This is a genomic window from Archangium violaceum Cb vi76 (genome assembly GCF_000733295.1).
GTDB lineage: Bacteria > Myxococcota > Myxococcia > Myxococcales > Myxococcaceae > Archangium > Archangium violaceum.
The window spans coordinates 18,290-34,826 of sequence record NZ_JPMI01000109.1 but is presented as its reverse complement, the minus strand read 5'-3'; the positions used below and the strand labels follow the sequence as shown (position 1 = coordinate 34,826).

Sequence of the window (16,537 nt, the reverse complement as noted above, 5' to 3'; positions counted from 1 at the left end):
TCTCCCCGAGGGGAGAGGGGAAATGGGCACCCTGGCCGTCAGATGACCTTCTTCGTGGTCAGTTGACCTTCTTCATGGTCAGTTGACTTTCTTCATCTCGACGACGAAGGAGCGCGGCTCGAGGAAGCCCGTCACCCTCGGGGCGCGCAGCATCTCGCCGTTGGACGAGATGAAGGCCACCGTGGGCAGGCCCTCCACCCCGAAACGCTCCATCAGCGCGTCCAGCGCGTCATCGCTGTTCGTCGCGTCCACCTTCACGTTGATGAAGCGCCCCGACTCGCTGATGACCTCGAGCGCCGGATAGGTCTCGCGATCCAGCTCCTTGCAGGCCGCGCACCACTCCGCGAAGAAGTCGATCATCACCGGCCGGCCCTCGCTCTTCGCCCGGGTCAGCACCTGCTCGAGGGATTCGGGCGCGAAGCCCGTGCCCTTGACCGGCAGCACCGCGTGCCACTCGAACGTGGGCGCCTTGGGCGGCTCCATCATCCCGAGCGACACCCACAGCGCCCCCGCCGACTTCGCGTCCATGGCGCCGCCACGCAGCACCAGCGCCACCACCACCAGCGCCACGCCGAAGCCCTTGAGCGTGAACTCCCGCGCGCCCTCCTTGAAGGACAGGTGGATGGCGCCCAGCAGCACGCCCAGCACCGCCAGCACCGCGGCGATGAGCGCGCCCGGCGTGTGGCCGAGCTGCTCGGCCACGCCCTTCACCGCCCCACCCACCGTGGGGAAGGCGTCCCGGATGTACGAGATGGCGAGCGCCACCAGCACGATGCCCAGCACGCTCTTCACCCACTCCATCCACACCCCGCCCCGGGGCAGGCGCACGGTGAAGACGCCGATGAGGAAGAAGGGCACGCCAATGCCGAGCGCGTAGATGAAGAGCAGCGCCGCGCCGAGCCCCGTGCTCTGCGACCTGGCCACGAAGGCCAGCAGGCCCGTCAGCACCGGCCCGGTGCACGGCGCCGCGAGGAAGCCGGACACGCTGCCCATGAGGAAGGCGCCCGTGACACCCGAGCCGCCCACCGAGTTGAGCCGCTGCTGCAGTCCACCAGGCAGCGCCAGCTCGAAGGCACCGAACATGGACGTGGCCAGCAGCAGGAGGAACAGCGCCAGGCCCGTCACCACCACCGGACTGCCCAGCATCGAGCCGAAGGCCTGTCCCGTCTTCGCCGCCAGCACGCCCAGCCCGCTGAACACCACCCCCATGCCGATGATGTAGGAGCTGGTCAACACGAGCGCCTTGCCCCGGCCCTCGGCCTTGCGCGCCCCGAAGACGGACACGGTGATGGGGATGAGCGGGTAGACGCAGGGAGTCATCGCGGTGAGCAGACCGCCGGCGAACACCGCGGCCGCGCCGAGCGCGAAGCTGCCGGCCTCGAGGAAGCGCGCCGCGTCCAACCCCGAGCTCGGGCCCGTGGGGAGGAGCAAGGGCACCACGGCCACGGCCAGCCCGAAGACCGCCGCAATGAGTCCCACCTTCTTCTTCGCGTCCATGTCGCTCCTGTCGCCTCGCGCGGCCCCCTATATACGCGCGAGCGGCCCGTGGTTACACCCGAGGTTGCTCCCCAAGCGCGCGCCACCCCTCCTCCGCCTCGTTCCCCAGCAGCCGGGCGGGCGTCCCGAGGGGCCACGGCTCCTACACCGTGGGCGAGGGGGTGGAGGTCGATGACGCCATGCGCCGCAACGGCAGGAGGAGCCCCACGAAGGCCACCGAGAGCACCGTGCCGAGCAGGAACACGTTCGCGTAGCTCCAACCCCACTGGGAGTACAGGAGGCCCGCGAGGGGACCACTGGGCCCCTTGCCGATCACCTCCACGCTCGCCAGCAGCGTGTAGTGCGTGGCGCCGATGCGCCGGTCCACCCGCGACATCATGAACGCGAACAGGGTGGTGGTGAGCACGCCGCCGAAGAAGTGCTCCGCCACGGTGGCGGCGATGACGCCCGTCTCCGTGGGCCCCTGGACCGCCAGCAACCACTCCCACCCGAGCGGGAACACGCGCAGGCACGAGGCGAGCGCGAGCGCCCCCAGCACCGGCATCCGCGTGGCGAGCACCCCTCCCGCCGCCGAGCCGAGCAACGACGCCACCGTTCCCCACGTCCCCACCCACTGGCCGATCTGCGAGGCCGTGAAACCCGCGTCGACGAGGAAGAGCTTGAAGAGCACATCCACCATCGTCTCGCCCAGCTTGTAGGTGCCGATGAAGAGCAACATCCACACCGTGCCGGGCAGCACCAACACGGCGCGAATCTTGTCCCGCAGCTCGGCCCAGGACAGCCGCTCCTCCATCGCCCCTTCCCGCTCCACGCGCCGGGGCTCCCGCGTCTGGAGCACCACCCCGAGCACCAGCAGCGACAGCGCCGCCATCCCCAGGAAGAGGCCCCGCCAGTGGATGAGATCGATCATCCAGACGAGCAGCCCGCCCGCGGTGAGCATCCCCAGCTTGTAGCCCATCACCTGCGCCGAGTTGCCTCCCCCCAGCTCGTGAGGCTCCAGCAGATCCACCGCGAAGCCGTCCACCGCGATGTCCTGAGTGGCCGCGAAGAGGTTCATCAGGAAGACGAGGCCGAGCAGCAACGGCAACTGGCCCTCGATGGGCACGAAGGCCGCCGCCACGCAGGTGAGCACCAGGCCCAGCTGCATGGGGAGGATCCACGACTTGCGCCGGCCGAAACGCTCCGAGCCGTAGCGGTCCACCAGCGGCGCCCACAGGGCCTTGAGCATCCACGGAAGCGCCAGCACCTCGAGGACGGTGATGGCCAGCACCGACACCCCATGGGTCCGCAGGTAGACGGGCAGCGCCTTGGACTGAAAGCCGTAGGGCAGGCCCTGCGCGAAGTACAGCGCGCCGAGCAGCCCCACCTTCCGGTAGGAGATCCGCTTCACCCCCTGAACCTAGCGGAGAACCGCCCCGCGCGCCTTCCCTCCCCCCGTCCTACCCCTCCTTGCGCAACACCAGCAGCTTCGACATGAACCAGCGCTCCGTCTTCACCACCCGCAGCCCGTGGCGCTCGAAGAGCTCCGGGAGATCCATCCGCGTGTAGTCCTGGAAGTAGGGCTCGTTGAAGTACGTCTCGAAGTGCTCGAACGAGCCCTGCTCCTCACGGGTGGCGTCCCCCTGCTGGATGGCATCCATGAAGACCAGCGTCCCTCCCGGCTCCAGCACCCGCGCCATCTCCGCGGTGACGCGCTCGATGGCCGGTGGCGGCAGCTCGTGGAACAGCCAGATGCAGGTGACCAGATCGAAGCGCTCCGTCCACTCCGGCAGCATCCGCTCGGCGTTCATCTGCAGGAACGTGGCCTTGCGGCGCAACAGCCGGGCCGCCTCCAGGTAGGACGGGGAGAGATCGATGCCCGTGTAGCGGTGCCGCCGGTCCTGCAGCCACGCCTGGCGCATCCACGTCGCCGGGCCACACGCCACGTCGAGGATGTCCAGGTGGCTCCCCTCGGGTATCTGGTCGATGACGCCCTGGCGCATGAGCCGGTTGGCGCCCATGAAGAGCAGGCGGATCTGCCACTCGTACGTCAGCGCCGCGCGCAGCGACAGGCCCCCGTTGGCCTGGTTGTGGAAGTCCGTGAGGTAGTAGTCCGGATAGGGGAACGCATCCTCCGGCTCCACCCGCAGCTCCCGCAGCCCGTGGCGCTGCTTGTGCCGCACACGCCCGATGTCCGAGAGGATCGCCCCGAGGAACAACGGCAGCGTGAGGAGATCCTCCCGCTCGGCCCGGGCCAGCGCCTCGCGCTTGTCGGGATCCGCCAGCACCCGCTCGTGCAGCTCCATGGCCCCGTTGAAGCTGCTCTTGAAGAAGGAGAGATCCACCTCGTCGATGGGCAGCGCGGTGGCCCAACCGGACATCAGCCCACTCGCGTGGAGTCCCACCCGTCCGGCCGTACGCAAGCGGGGCAGCATCTCCGCGAGCGGAGCTCCGAATTGCCCGATTTGCTCCAACGAGCGAGAAAACGTGGAAATCGCGGTAGTCATGTGCTCCCAGTAGCACTCCAGGCTGACACGTCCAACACAAACGACACGGTCGCACGGAGTGAGAAGAAGAGAGGAGCACGTGCGGCGGGAGGGACGCTCATGGGGTCGCTCGCCCCTCCGCGGATTGCCGGGGGGCCTAGGCGGGGCGGCGGCGGAAGAGCACGGCGGCGCTCTCCGTCATCACCACTTCGCCCTGCTGATTGCGGACCTCCATGCGGGTCCGCACGGAGCCTCTGTCCGGCTTGCTGCGCGAGGGAGACACCTCGAGCACCTCGATGCGGGCCGAGAGCGTGTCCCCGGGCCGCACCGGGCGCAGCCAGCGCAGCTCGTCCACGCCCGGCGAGCCCATGCTGGCGGAGTCCTCCAGCACGGAGCGCACCAGCAGCCGGTGACAGATGGCGGCGGTCTGCCAGCCGCTCGCGATGATGCTGCCGTAGATGGAACGGCGGCCCGCCTCCTCGTCCAGGTGGAAGGGCTGGGGATCATACTGTTGGGCGAACGCGAGGATCTCCTCGCGCGTCACCTCGTGAGTACCGAGCTCGTGCACCTGGCCCACCTGGAAGTCCTCGAAGTAGCGCATGCGTGTCTCCGGATGTGTCCGCGCCGGCAGCATGCACCAGTTGGTACGGAACCGGGGCTCAGCGCGCGCCGAACGTCTTCACCATCTTGTTGTAGACGCCCATGATGAGCAGGGGGCCCACCCACATGCCCACGAAGCGGCTCGCCCGGTCGCGCCGCGTCAGCTCCGCGCCCAGCGAGAACGCCATCGCGCACAGGCTGGCGAAGAGGAAGAAGTCCGAGGGAATCTTCGCCGTCTGCTGCTCCAGCAGCCGGGTGAACGAGCCCTCGGCGTGCTCGGCGCGCATGACCGTCGCGGCCTGGTAGTCCTGAATCGATCGCCTGCTCGCCGGGTTGATGTCCTGCCGCATGCCGCCCTCCTCTCGGGTGGGGCTCCATCCCCAGACCCCGTGCGCCCATCATTGCGCCCGGCACCATATTGAGGACGTTCGGTGGAGGAGGCGAGATGGGGGAAGCAGGCACGGAGGCAGGCGGTGGCTTGTTCGATGGGCTGCTCTGCGCGGCGGAGGGCCACGGCCCGCTGTTGCAACGAGATTACTGGGCCATCATCGAGCGCTGTGTGTGCCCGCCCACGGAGGTGATGGAGCTGGTGGCCTGCCGCTTCCCGGAGTTCGCGCCAAGGGAGCTGGTCGTCTTCGAGCCCGAGCACGAACGGGACGGGCCCCTGGAGCCGGGCGACGAGCTGCGGGTGCAGATAAGGGGGGCGGGGACCTTCCGCGTACGCATCATCCACCGGGATCGCCAGAGCCTCACCCTGGCCACCCTGCCCGGGCACCCGGAAGCGGGACGCATCACCTTTGGCGCCTACCGCAACGAGCGGGGCGACGTCATCTTCCACATCCGCAGCCGGGCCCGCTCCGGCTCGCGGGTGAAGTACCTGGGATTCCGCACCGGCGGCGAGGCCATGCAGACCAACACCTGGACCGACTTCGTGAACGCCGTGGCCCTCACCGTGGGCGAGGGCGTCATCGGCTTCCTCCACGCGGAGACCACCCTCATGGAAGAGGCACACGAGAGCGCGGATGACATCCAGGGCCCCACCTTCCTCGCTCGCGGAGACGAGACATGACGCACGTCGAGTGGCGCTTCCTGCGCGGCTGGTCGGCGGACGAGGTGGTGGTCCGGCTCGAGCGGGCCTCCACCCTCCCCCTCAACTTCGAGGCGGCCGAGGAGGAGATGACGCTCGACAACGGCTGGAACCAGGTGGAGTCCCAGGCCATCATCGCGAGGGATCGTCCGGGCGCGCCCACCGCGGAGGACGCGTTCGACAAGCTGAAGCACGCCCTCGTCTATTACGGCTTCTCCGACCCGCGCGTCGTGTACGGGCACTTCGACGCCGCCTTGCCCATGCAGGACCGGCCGGTGCTGCTCGAGCTCAAATCCATGGGCCTGCACTACCTCTGCCCGGTGCGCATCGGCGCCATCCGCTCCGAGCAGCAGGACGAGCGGACCGTGTACGGCTTCCGCATCGACACACTGCGGGGGCACATCGAGGCTGGACGGGAGTGGTTCCTCCTCAGCAAGGACCACGGCAGCGGGGAGTTGCGCTTCCACATCAAGGCCTCCTGGCGCGAGGGCCAGTTCCCCAACTGGTGGAGCCGGCTGGGCTTCGCGCTGATGGGCCGGCGCTACCAGCGCGCCTGGCACCACCTGGCCCACGCCCGGCTACGGGAGCTGCTGCGCACCGGCCGCCTGGATCGGCACCCCGATGCCGAGGCATTGGTCCACGCACACCTGAAGGTGGATGAGAAACCGGTGCAGTTCTACTCGCAGAAGAGCCTCGGCCGCCGGCTTGGCGGCGTCGAGCAGGAGAGTGAGCACATGAGACGGGATGCGTTATTGAACACCGTGGGCTTCGGAGTGCTGGCCGGGATGCGGAGCTTCAGCGCCCCCGCCTTCCTCAGTCACCAGTTGGCACAGCAGCCCGTGGATGCGCCCAAGGGGCGCGTGCATGCGCTCGCCTCCGAGCGGAACTCGCGCGTGCTGACCGTGCTGGCCGCTGGTGAGCTCGTCGCCGACAAGCTGCCGTGGGTCCCCGCGCGCGTCTCGCCGCCGTCCCTGGTGGCGAGGGCCCTCTCGGGCGCACTGGCGGGCGCCGCCGTGGCCGCTCCACACCGGAAGATGACCGTGGGCCGGGCCCTGCTCGGCGCCGCGGCGGCCGTGGCCTCGTCCTTCGCCTTCTACGAGCTGCGGCGGCTGATGACACGGGAGTGGGGCATCCCCAACGTGGTGGCAGGACTGATGGAGGACGCGGTGGCCGCCGCGCTCGGCAACAGGCTGCTCCACGCCATTCGCTGAGCGGCTCCGAAGTGAAACCACCATGCGAAGGAGGGACAGATGATGCGACTGGGATGGAAGAGCCTCACACTGGCGGGCATGCTCGGTGCACTCGGCCTGACGGTGGGCTGTGAGGATCGTAAGGAAGGAACAGTACGGGACGAGGCCCGCCAGGCCGGACAAGCGGTAGACGAGGCAGCCCAGGAGGCGCGCGAGGCCGCCCAGGAAATGCGCGAGACGGCCAGGGAGGCCGAGGAGGGCTTCCAGGAGGGCCTGGGGGGCTCGGGCCAGGAGCGGGAGCAGGAGGACGCAGTCATCGGCGATGAGCCCGGTGTCATCAACGACGGCGAGGGTCCGCTCGAGAACGGCCAGGGGCCACTCGAGGAGAACGAACGCCGCTGACCCTCGGCCCCTTCACCCCCCCGGGGAACTTCCCCGGGAGGCGGGGACACGCGACGTGAACGAACGTTCGAGTCTGAAGCCGGGACCGCCACCGCTGCGCCGGCTGCGTCAGCGGCTGTCCCTGAAGGACGAGCTGCTGCTCGTGCTGCTGCCGACGCTCATCATCCTCTTCGTCCTCGCCTTCGTGGACGCCCTCAGCCATCAGCGGGTGCTCTTCGCCTCCCTGGCCTCCAGCGCCTTCCTCATCTACCTGGATCCGCAGCACGGGATGAACAGCGTGCGCACGCTGGTGGTGGCCCACACCCTGGCGGCGCTCGCGGGCTTTGGCACCTACCTGCTGCTCTTCGGGCCGCAGTACCTGGCCGCCGGGGCCGCCATGCTCACCACCATCGTGTTCATGGTCGGGCTCGACGCCGTCCACCCCCCCGCGGTGTCCACCTCGCTCGCCTTCGCCTACCGCAGCGGGGACGAGCGCAACCTCGCCCTCTTCCTGCTGTCCCTCCTCGTGGTAGCCCTGCTCGTGCTGCTGGAGCGCGGCACCCTCTACCTGCTCGGGCGGCTCCAGGGGGGCCGCCGGAGACACCTGGCCAGGGAGTAGGCGGTTGCCCCCATCACCCCCGGGCACCGCGAGCCATGCGCAAATCGCATGAGCCCCGGCGTTTCCGGAGGTGTAGATAGGGTGCGCCAGCGGCACCTGACGGAGGAAGCACGGACATGACCACGACCAGTACGACACTCGCTGCCCCCACGAAGCTGCCCGGCCCCAACGAGCCCTGCTGGTGCGGCAGCGGGAACAAGTACAAGAAGTGTCACCGCGGCGAGGACTCGCAGGCCCGCGCGCCCGCCCCCGCCTCCCGGCGTGTGCGGCCCGGTGCGGTGAGCCCTCGCAGGTCCGTGCCCGCTCATATCCCCCGGCCTGATTACGCGGACACGGGCCGCCCCGGCCCTGGCGCCAAGGGAGACCCCGCCACCCGCGTGGAGCGCATGCGCAGGGCCTGCCGCGCCGCCGCCGAGGTCCTCCAGGTCTGCGGCGCCGCCGTGAAGCCCGGCGTCACTACCGACACGATCGATGTCATCTGCCACGAGGAGTACATCCGCCGCGGTGGCTACCCCAGCACCCTGAACTACCACGGCTTCCCCAAGTCCCTCTGCACCTCGGTCAACGAGGTCATCCTCCACGGCATCCCCGACAGCCGGCCCCTGGAAGATGGCGACATCGTCAACCTCGACGTCACCATCTACCTCGATGGGATGCATGGGGATTGTTCGGCCACCTTCCCCGTGGGGAAGATCGACGCGGCCTCCGAACAGCTGCTCCGCGTGACTCGCGAGTGCATGATGCTGGGTATCGAAGCGGTCAAGCCGGGACTGCCCATCAACGTCATCGGCCGCGCCATCGAGGCCCATGCCAGGCGCTACGGCTATGGTGTCGTGCAGTCGTACTGCGGCCACGGCATCGGGGAGATCTTCCACCTCGAGCCGCAGGTGGCCCATACCTTCGACTATCACGCGACCGACATCATCGAAGAGGGCATGTTCTTCACCATCGAGCCCATGCTCACCATGGGCTCCGTCCGCCACCTGGATTGGGATGATGGATGGACCGTGGTTACCGCCGATGGGAAGCGGTCCGCGCAGTTCGAACACACCATCTACGTCACTCGGGATGGTGCGGAGATTCTGACCCAGGTGTGACGCGGTTCTGGGGGGGGCCACCCTCACCCTGACCCTCTCCCAGAGGGAGAGGGGATTGACGCGGATTCAACCTGGGGCCCGGATACCCTCACCCCGACCCTCTCCCGAGGGGAGAGGGAGGGTTGCTCGAGTGAGGGGGCTGATGGGTTTGGGCAGGGCTTACACCGCCTGGTCCTTCTTCACAGCGGGCACTTGCAGCCCCGCCGAGCGCGCCAGGCCCATCACTCCCTCCACCGCCGCCGCGATGTAGCCGAATGGGTTCGCCCCATCCACCGCCGTCACGTGCACCTCCCCCATCTTCTGCTGGAACGCCGCCGCCACCTGCGGCAACTGCTGCGCCAGCACCAGCTGGATCGCCTCCGGCGAGAGCGTGTTCTCGATCTCCTTCATCGCCCTCACCCTCGCCAGCTCCGGGTCCTGCGTGATCCGCGCCTTGCGCGCATCCATCTCCGCCATCGCCAGCTCCGCCTCGGCAATCGCGCACCGCGCCTCCGCCACCTTCGCCTGCGCCCTCGCCCGCTCCGCCTCCTGCTGCAACACCGCCATCATCGCCCCGTGCCGCGCCGTCTGCGCCTGCTGCTCCTGGTGCATCTTCTCCAGCTCCGCCTCCGCCTTCACCGCCGCCATCTGCCGCTCGTGCACCAGCCGCGCCGCCTCCGCCTCCTGCTCCAGCTTCAGCCGCTCCAGCTCCGCCTGCGCCTTCGCCACCGCCAACGTCCGCTCGTTCGTCAGCTTCGCCGTCTGCGCCTGCTGCTCCAGCTTCAACCGCTCCAGCTCCGCCTGCGACTTCGACGCCGCCAGCGCACGCTCCTGCGCCAGCTTCGCCTCCGACATCCTCCGCTCCGCCTCCAGCGCCGCCAGCTTCTGCCCCTCCTCCGCCTTCGCCTTCTGCTCCCTCACCTCCAGCTCGGCGTTCAGCTTCGCCAGCGCCGTCTCGCGCTCCAGCGACACCTGCGCCTGCCGCGTGCTCCGCTCCTTCGCGACCCGCGCCTCCTCCACCCTCGACTCGACCGCCAGCGCCTCCAGCTTCGCCTGCTCCTCCGCCTCCTGCCTCTTGTGACGGACCTCCTCCTCCGTCGCCAGCCGCGTCAGCGCCGTCTGCCGCTCCGCCTCCGCCTCCTCCCGCTGGATGAAGCGCTCCTTCGCCAGCTCCGCCTCGCGCGCCACCCGCTCCTGCTCCTCGCGGAAGCGCGCCTGCATGTTCGCGAACACCGTCTCCGACAGCACCCGCACGTCCTGGATCTCAATCGTGTCCAGGACCACGCCCCACCCAGAATCCGTCCGGTCCTCCGGCCTCCCCTTCCCCGACACCACCGGAGCGATCTCCTTCATCAACTCCGTGGCGATGCCCTCCTTGCGCTTGGAGAGGCACTCCTCCACCGACAGGTTCGCCACCAGGCGCCGCACCGCGCCCACGAACATCTCCCGCAGCAGCTCCGCCAGCTTCTGCTGCGCCCGCTCCGGGAAGGAGAAGTTCAGCATCCGGAAGGCCACCAGCGGATCGACAATCCGGTACACCGCCAGGCCCGTCACCTGCACGCCGACCTTCTCGTTCGTCACCTGGTCCGCGGTGAACTGCAGCCGCTGCACGCTCGTCGGGACGATCGCCACCGCGTCGCCCGGCAGCTTGAAGCACGAGGCGCCCTGCCCGCTCACCTCCCGCACCCGGCCCCGCCGCATGTGGATGAGGAACTCGCTCGGCCTCGCCGTCACCAGACCCCACTTCTTCATCTTCTCCGGGTCCTCCTCCGGCTTGCCCGCCCTCCACCCGGCCTGCGCGTACCGGCGCGGCTCGTCCCTGTGCGGCGGCTCGCCCCCCCCGCTCCGCACCAGCTCGTTCTTCCCACCCACCGACAGCTCCATGGCCCCCACGGCGTTCAGCTTCACGGCCCGCTTCTCGTTCGTGCTCATCGGTGCACCCTCCGAAATCTCTCGGAGTCCCCGAATTGCAGTCTGTCGGCCAACCCCTCGCTGCCCTGAAATCGCGCACTTGGCCCCGCGGGGTGCTCCACCCTGGTGCACCTGCTCCAAGGTGGAGCGCTCCGGAGCGGTGCACCCGGTGAGGCGCGGAACCGGCGACCGTTTCGACAGCAGCTTCGTTCCCCTCTACGCCTTGCCTGAGTCTGCTCACTTCTTCCTGGCGTCGTACCAGAACAACTTGACCGGCCTGTTCGACACGAGTCCGTCCGGTGTACCCCATGAGTTCTGGTCGGCATCGCCCCACACACTGGAGCCGAGGATCATCACCTGAACCCAGTCATCCCCGGTGCCGGTCACCTTGAAGGAGACGACGGCGGCAAGACGCTTGCCTCCCAGCACCGTGAGCAACGTCCTGGTCAGCGTCGAGCCGGTCTCGAGCTCGTCCCTTTTCGACTCGAAGTAGAGCGTGCCCTCGTCCACCCGCGAGTAGTCGCCGAGGCGCACGAGGGAGGCCAATGCCGCCATCAGCAGTTCCCTGGACGCTCCCTCCGAGTCGGGCGGCGCGGCGACCGAGCCACTCGTGTCATCGGCCATGGCCCGCGGCAACTCCGCCCCCGTCCGTGGCATTCGCATGGCCGCCACCACCGTCGTCAGTCCTGCCAGGACGTCGGCAACGGAGCCGCCCACCCAGGGCTGAATCTGAGCGACCAGCGCCGCTACCTCCTCGTCGCACAGGTCGGGCGGGACAATGGAGAGGAACAGGTTCACCTCGTCATCGGTGGGCACGGGACGGCCCTTGCCGGTGCGGCTGAACAGGGCATCGAAGACCTTGCGCTTCGCCGCCGGAGCACCATCCACCTTCGCCGCCGCGCTCGAGCCGCCGCTCCTGCCGCTGCCAACGTTGGTCCCGCTACCGGACCTACCGGCCTTCTTCGCCTCGAGCACATTTCGGAGTGTCTGGACTGTCACGTCCGACGCGGGCAGGGCCGGCCCCGCCAACTGTGTCATGCCCAGCAGCAGGGTGAGGTCTTCCGCGCTGAAACGCTCATGGTTGTCCTTGATGATGTGAAGGACCTGGTCGTTCAGTTCCCGCTGCGTCCGCGTCAGGCCCTTCTTGCTGGTCATGGCGTCTTCGAGTGCCTTCTTCAACTTCGGCTCGTTCTCGAGCATCTGGCGGACTTCTGGCGGTACCGGTGTGCCCTTGTGCTCCAGCGACTTGAACAGCGCGACCAGTGGCTCGTCGCCGCCAAAGCCCACCTTCGCCTCCGCCCGCCCCGACTCGAGCAGGATGACCACCGCCAGCGCGGACGCCACCGCGTAGCCCGGTACCGCCTTGCCGCCGAGGCGCTGCCCGAGCGCCCCGCCAATCCGCTGCACGAGACCGCTCTTCAAGAGCGCCGCGAGCGTCGTGAGGGTGGTGGCGAGCGCCGTCTGCTTCGTCGCGTCCAGGATCGCGTGGTAGACAAGGATGCCGCTGACGTTTTGGACGCGCATGTACAGTTCGCCGCCCAATGCATAACAGGGCCCCTTGGGAGACCAGGTCCCAGGACGGAAGGTGACGCCGCCGCACTCCACCTTCGAGCAGATGTCGTTGGCGAGCTTGAGCTGCGCCGCGAGTTTGCCGCCGCGGAAGGCCATCCCCGAGGGCGTCGTGATTTCGTACATGGTCCTCTCGGTGAAATCCCACAGGTCCGGCTCACCGTTGGCCATACCCGATTTACCCGTGAACCCCTCCTTCAGGCAGCGGAGCGGGTTTATCTCTTCAAATGACCAGGGCCAACTCTTGCATTTGTAGGCGGGGGTTCATATCCATGCCCAGGCGGTGGGGCTCGGATGCCCATACCTCGCCAGCGCCCATCAAAGAGGCGAGTACCAGGGCCACGCTGGCGGCACCCCGCAGTGTGCTCGACGCCATGAATTGGAAATGCAGGCGAACCGCCAGTGCCAGCGCGTGAGGGGACGGCAACCGGGCTTGAGACATAAAACCTCCGACGACCTGGTAGGCTTCCGCAGCCTACAACCGGCTCCCGTTGTTGCCGATGAAGCAGTCGGATGTGTGGCCGCCGTGCCGCTATGCTGGAAGCATGTTCCCGGACCCTGACGACCTCTTCGAAAGCACATTCGTTCCCGTGGCCGGCGAGACCGTGCTCCTACTCACTCGTCGCAGTGGCACTGGTAGCGAGACCCGCCTCTACCGCAGCGACGACGCTGGCGCCACGTTCACGCCGCTCACCGCGCCGGAGCGCATTCACGTCGTCCTGGCGCGCCCGGACCGTTTGCTGGCGGTGGCCGGTGACATGCTGCACGAATCGCGTGACGGCGGTGCCCGGTGGACCTCGACCCCGCTGCCCGGCGGGGACATTGGGGATGCCGCCATCTTCGCGGGAGAGGAGATTTGGATTGCGGCTGAAGATGAGGTGATGGCCATCACTGCGGACACCCCGGTGCTCAAATGGCGTCTCCCCCACACCGGCTCCGAACTCATCGCCGACCTGTATCCCATCGGCACCCACGAGGTACTCGTCACCACCAACCGCATGCGCATCTACCGCGGCCATGCGGGCGAACCGCTGCTGGTGGATTGGAGCCAGGGATTTCCGCCACTGGCGGCTGGCGCCGGCGCGCCCATCATCAGCCGCGTTGGCGACGCATGGCTGGCCTTTCATGGCGGCCTGTACGCGCGTCGCGAGACCGATGCGGCCTGGAGCCCCCTGCCGCCCGAGGCGGCGCCAGACGGCTCCTGGCGTGACACCCTGCTCTGGCTGACACCGACCCAAAGCTCGGACTGGGAGCCGCTGCCCTGGGCGCCCGGCGCCTGGCTCGGCACCGATGGCACGACCCTGTTCATCGCCGGCCCTGGACGGCCCATCACTCCCGTCTGGCGCCGTCCCGTCGGCAACGTCTCCATCAAACACCTGCGTGCTGGCGCGACCGCCGTCTACATGTCGCAATACAACGCGACCCTCACGGCCACCGGCGTCGCCGTGCGCCCGGACGGCGCGCACCTGCTGCACCTCGCCTGACAGAGGAGCATGTAGCCAGGCCTGCGACATGAGGCCTCCCAGGTCCCGGATAGCCAAGGACCCCTTCAGGCAGGTGCCAGGGGGTGGCGGAGGTGTATAGTGGACTGAATCGGTCCGATTCGTGGTTGATGGAGGCTGGGAGGCCCGCCCCGCATGTCGTCTTGACCGGGGGAGCCCTCTTTTATATTTGACCGTTCCAGTCCACATTAGGTGTGTCCATGTAGGCGCACCTAGGAAGCACGCGGGGTTATCCGGCCCTCGCGGCGAGCGGACAGACAGCCGCCCGGAAGGTTTACCGAGATGCTGAAGCTGCCCATCTACATGGACAACCACGCCACCACCCCGATGGATCCTCGGGTGCTGGAGGCGATGATGCCGTACCTGCGCGAGGACTTCGGCAATGCCGCGTCGCGCAACCACCCCTTCGGCTGGAAGGCCGAGGCGGCGGTGGAGCAGGCGCGCAAGCAGGTGGCGGCGCTCATCGGCGCGTCCGACAAGGAGCTCGTCTTCACCTCGGGCGCCACCGAGTCCGACAACCTCGCCATCAAGGGCGTGGTCGAGTTCTACAAGGACAAGGGTGACCACATCATCACCCTGAAGACCGAGCACAAGGCGGTGCTCGACACCTGCAAGCGCCTGGAGCGCGTGCGCCAGGAGCGGCTGGACGAGCTGAAGCTGATGCGGCTGGCCCAGCTCACCGGCGCGCCCGTGTCGCGCGACAACCTCGCCGAGCTGTCCATCAAGCACGACCTCGACAGCGACCCGGTGTACCGGCAGTGGGCGGAGATGCCCACCGGCGGCGCGCGCGTCACCTACCTCGAGGTGGAGAAGGACGGCCGGATCGATCTGAAGAAGCTCGAGGCGGCCATGACGGACAAGACCATCCTGGTCTCCATCATGCTCGCCAACAACGAGATCGGCACCGTGCAGCCGGTGGCGGAGATCGGCAAGCTGTGCCGCCAGCGCGGCATCCTCTTCCACTGCGACGCGGTGCAGGGCATCGGCAAGGTGCCCTTCAACGTGGAGGAGATGAACGTGGACCTCGCGTCCATCACCTCGCACAAGATGTACGGCCCCAAGGGCGTGGGCGCGCTCTACGTGCGCCGCAAGCCGCGCGTGCGCATCGCCCCCATCATCGACGGCGGCGGGCATGAGCGTGGCATGCGCTCGGGCACGCTGAACGTGGCGGCCATCGTGGGCTTCGGTAAGGCGGCGGAGCTCGCCCGCCTGGAGATGGCCGACGAGTCCGTGCGCCTGCTCCGCCTGCGCGAGAAGCTGCGCAAGGGCATCATGGATCAGCTGGACATGGTGACGGTGAACGGCTCGATGGAGCACCGGCTGCCGGGCAACCTCAACATCTCGTTCGCCTACGTCGAGGGCGAGGCGCTGATGATGGCCATCAAGGACGTGGCGGTGTCCTCGGGTTCGGCGTGCACCTCGGCGTCACTGGAGCCCTCGTACGTGCTGCGCGCGTGCGGTGTGGAGGAGGAGCTGGCGCACAGCTCCATCCGCTTCGGCCTCGGCCGCTTCAACACCGAGGAGGAGGTCGACTTCGTCATCAAGCTCATGGTGGACAAGGTGAACCGCCTGCGCGAGATGAGCCCTCTGTACGAGATGGCCAAGGAAGGCATCGACCTGAAGAGCATCGAGTGGACGGCGCACTAGCCCTCTTTCGAGCCCTCCCCTGAGTGGAGGGCGAACGGGCTCCCAGCCCCGGCCTGGACGCCGGGTAACGGACCCGCTGACACGGCTTCATATAGGTAAGGAAAGACGCATGGCCTACAGCGACAAAGTCATCGACCACTACGAGAACCCCCGCAATGTCGGCACGCTCGACAAGGCCGACCCGAACGTGGGCACGGGCCTGGTGGGCGCTCCGGCGTGCGGCGACGTGATGCGCCTGCAGCTGAAGATCAGCGACGAGGGCATCATCGAGGACGCCAAGTTCAAGACGTTCGGGTGTGGCTCGGCCATCGCGTCCAGCTCGCTGGTGACCGAGTGGGTGAAGGGCAAGACGGTGGACCAGGCGATGACCATCTCCAACAAGGACGTGGCCCGTGAGCTGGCGCTGCCGCCGGTGAAGATCCACTGCTCGGTGCTGGCCGAGGACGCCATCAAGGCGGCGATCGAGGACTTCAAGAAGAAGCGCGAGTCCCGGCAGCAGAAGGCCTGAGCAGGACGGTTGAAGGAGGAGGCACGTGATGAACGAGCAGGCGACTACACAGACGAGCCCGACGCAGACGGCGCCTGCCGCCCCGGCCGCGAAGCCGGCGCGAGGCATCACGCTGCATGACAGTGCGGTGGAGCAGCTCAAGAGGCTGCTGGCGGAGCGGCAGACGCCCGAGGCGGGGCTGCGCATCGCGGTGCGGGGTGGCGGGTGCTCGGGCCTGGCGTACGTGATGGAGTGGGCGGAGAAGCCGCGCGAGAAGGACAAGATCTTCGAGCGGGACGGGGTGCGGGTGTTCGTGGATCCGAAGAGCTACCTGTATCTGCTCGGCACGGAGATCGTGTACGAGTCGACGCTGATGGCCTCGGGGTTCAAGCTGAACAACCCGAACGTGAAGGGCTCGTGCGGCTGCGGCGAGAGCTTCTCCGTCTGACCTGCTGTCCAAGCCGACCCACTGTTCAAGACCCCCACCGTGGAAACATCCCCTCGCC

General features: G+C 68.2%; 16 protein-coding genes. 9 read left to right on the top strand and 7 right to left on the bottom strand.

The window, feature by feature from the left end:
* Nucleotides 1-78 precede the first annotated feature (78 nt).
* The 5 genes from Q664_RS16785 to Q664_RS16765 all read right to left on the bottom strand — a co-directional run bounded on the left by Q664_RS16785 (nt 79) and on the right by Q664_RS16765 (nt 4,912).
* Nucleotides 79-1,497, bottom strand: coding sequence for a protein-disulfide reductase DsbD family protein (locus Q664_RS16785; protein ID WP_043395873.1), 1,419 nt, complete (start codon nt 1,495-1,497; stop codon nt 79-81).
* A gap of 142 nt (nt 1,498-1,639) precedes the next feature.
* Complete coding sequence (locus tag Q664_RS16780; protein ID WP_043395870.1) at nt 1,640-2,887, bottom strand: MFS transporter; 1,248 nt, start codon at nt 2,885-2,887, stop codon at nt 1,640-1,642.
* A gap of 49 nt (nt 2,888-2,936) precedes the next feature.
* Complete coding sequence (locus Q664_RS16775; protein WP_160174422.1) at nt 2,937-3,899, bottom strand: class I SAM-dependent methyltransferase; 963 nt, start codon at nt 3,897-3,899, stop codon at nt 2,937-2,939.
* A gap of 220 nt (nt 3,900-4,119) precedes the next feature.
* On the bottom strand, nt 4,120-4,563 hold the full coding sequence (locus Q664_RS16770; protein ID WP_043395868.1) for a MaoC family dehydratase: 444 nt from the start codon (nt 4,561-4,563) through the stop codon (nt 4,120-4,122).
* Nucleotides 4,564-4,621: 58 nt separating this feature from the next.
* Entirely contained in the window at nt 4,622-4,912 is a 291-nt protein-coding gene (locus Q664_RS16765) for a hypothetical protein (protein ID WP_200883713.1), read from the bottom strand.
* Between the two features lie 95 nt (nt 4,913-5,007).
* Between Q664_RS16765 and Q664_RS16760 the strand changes: the two genes are divergently transcribed.
* The 5 genes from Q664_RS16760 to map all read left to right on the top strand — a co-directional run bounded on the left by Q664_RS16760 (nt 5,008) and on the right by map (nt 8,936).
* Nucleotides 5,008-5,631, top strand: a complete 624-nt coding sequence (locus Q664_RS16760) for a DUF1990 family protein (RefSeq protein ID WP_052518243.1) — start codon at nt 5,008-5,010, stop codon at nt 5,629-5,631.
* Nucleotides 5,628-6,860 carry a DUF1990 family protein gene (locus Q664_RS16755; RefSeq protein ID WP_043395865.1) on the top strand — a complete coding sequence of 411 codons (1,233 nt, stop codon included), beginning with the start codon at nt 5,628-5,630 and terminating at the stop codon, nt 6,858-6,860. Before Q664_RS16760 ends, Q664_RS16755 begins: the two co-directional genes overlap by 4 nt.
* A gap of 39 nt (nt 6,861-6,899) precedes the next feature.
* Nucleotides 6,900-7,241 (top strand): hypothetical protein, encoded by a 342-nt coding sequence (locus tag Q664_RS62150; RefSeq protein ID WP_052518242.1) that lies wholly within the window; start codon nt 6,900-6,902, stop codon nt 7,239-7,241.
* A gap of 55 nt (nt 7,242-7,296) precedes the next feature.
* Nucleotides 7,297-7,839 (top strand): HPP family protein, encoded by a 543-nt coding sequence (locus Q664_RS16745; protein ID WP_043395862.1) that lies wholly within the window; start codon nt 7,297-7,299, stop codon nt 7,837-7,839.
* A gap of 116 nt (nt 7,840-7,955) precedes the next feature.
* On the top strand, nt 7,956-8,936 hold the full coding sequence (gene map / locus Q664_RS16740; protein ID WP_043395860.1) for a type I methionyl aminopeptidase: 981 nt from the start codon (nt 7,956-7,958) through the stop codon (nt 8,934-8,936).
* Between the two features lie 159 nt (nt 8,937-9,095).
* Here the strand turns inward: map and Q664_RS16735 are convergent, their stop codons facing one another.
* Both Q664_RS16735 and Q664_RS16730 read right to left on the bottom strand, forming a co-directional pair.
* On the bottom strand, nt 9,096-10,847 hold the full coding sequence (locus Q664_RS16735) for an SPFH domain-containing protein (RefSeq protein ID WP_043395857.1): 1,752 nt from the start codon (nt 10,845-10,847) through the stop codon (nt 9,096-9,098).
* Nucleotides 10,848-11,063: 216 nt separating this feature from the next.
* Entirely contained in the window at nt 11,064-12,521 is a 1,458-nt protein-coding gene (locus tag Q664_RS16730; protein WP_152622138.1) for a hypothetical protein, read from the bottom strand.
* A gap of 374 nt (nt 12,522-12,895) precedes the next feature.
* Between Q664_RS16730 and Q664_RS16720 the strand changes: the two genes are divergently transcribed.
* The 4 genes from Q664_RS16720 (at nt 12,896) to Q664_RS16705 (ending at nt 16,479) form a co-directional block, all read left to right on the top strand.
* A complete protein-coding gene (locus Q664_RS16720) occupies nt 12,896-13,879 on the top strand; it encodes a WD40/YVTN/BNR-like repeat-containing protein (protein ID WP_160174421.1) in 984 nt (327 codons plus the stop codon).
* Nucleotides 13,880-14,182: 303 nt separating this feature from the next.
* Nucleotides 14,183-15,544, top strand: a complete 1,362-nt coding sequence (locus Q664_RS16715; RefSeq protein WP_235216736.1) for an IscS subfamily cysteine desulfurase — start codon at nt 14,183-14,185, stop codon at nt 15,542-15,544.
* 109 nt (nt 15,545-15,653) lie between these two features.
* Entirely contained in the window at nt 15,654-16,052 is a 399-nt protein-coding gene (gene iscU, locus Q664_RS16710) for a Fe-S cluster assembly scaffold IscU (RefSeq protein ID WP_043395842.1), read from the top strand.
* A 28-nt stretch (nt 16,053-16,080) separates the two neighbouring features.
* The gene (locus Q664_RS16705; RefSeq protein WP_043395838.1) at nt 16,081-16,479 is read left to right on the top strand and encodes a HesB/IscA family protein; all 399 of its coding nucleotides are present in this window, start codon (nt 16,081-16,083) and stop codon (nt 16,477-16,479) included.
* Nucleotides 16,480-16,537: the final 58 nt, after the last annotated feature.

Excerpts from the sequence above, each read along its gene's own strand:
- Q664_RS16785 (WP_043395873.1), bottom strand. The coding sequence starts at position 1,497 with ATGGACGCGAAGAAGAAGGTGGGACTCATTGCGGCGGTCTTCGGGCTG.
- Q664_RS16770 (WP_043395868.1), bottom strand. The coding sequence starts at position 4,563 with ATGCGCTACTTCGAGGACTTCCAGGTGGGCCAGGTGCACGAGCTCGGT.
- Q664_RS16765 (WP_200883713.1), bottom strand. The coding sequence starts at position 4,912 with ATGCGGCAGGACATCAACCCGGCGAGCAGGCGATCGATTCAGGACTAC.
- Q664_RS16760 (WP_052518243.1), top strand. The coding sequence starts at position 5,008 with ATGGGGGAAGCAGGCACGGAGGCAGGCGGTGGCTTGTTCGATGGGCTG.
- Q664_RS16755 (WP_043395865.1), top strand. The coding sequence starts at position 5,628 with ATGACGCACGTCGAGTGGCGCTTCCTGCGCGGCTGGTCGGCGGACGAG.
- Q664_RS62150 (WP_052518242.1), top strand. The coding sequence starts at position 6,900 with ATGATGCGACTGGGATGGAAGAGCCTCACACTGGCGGGCATGCTCGGT.
- map (WP_043395860.1), top strand. The coding sequence starts at position 7,956 with ATGACCACGACCAGTACGACACTCGCTGCCCCCACGAAGCTGCCCGGC.
- Q664_RS16735 (WP_043395857.1), bottom strand. The coding sequence starts at position 10,847 with ATGAGCACGAACGAGAAGCGGGCCGTGAAGCTGAACGCCGTGGGGGCC.
- Q664_RS16730 (WP_152622138.1), bottom strand. The coding sequence starts at position 12,521 with ATGTACGAAATCACGACGCCCTCGGGGATGGCCTTCCGCGGCGGCAAA.
- Q664_RS16720 (WP_160174421.1), top strand. The coding sequence starts at position 12,896 with ATGAAGCAGTCGGATGTGTGGCCGCCGTGCCGCTATGCTGGAAGCATG.
- iscU (WP_043395842.1), top strand. The coding sequence starts at position 15,654 with ATGGCCTACAGCGACAAAGTCATCGACCACTACGAGAACCCCCGCAAT.
- Q664_RS16705 (WP_043395838.1), top strand. The coding sequence starts at position 16,081 with ATGAACGAGCAGGCGACTACACAGACGAGCCCGACGCAGACGGCGCCT.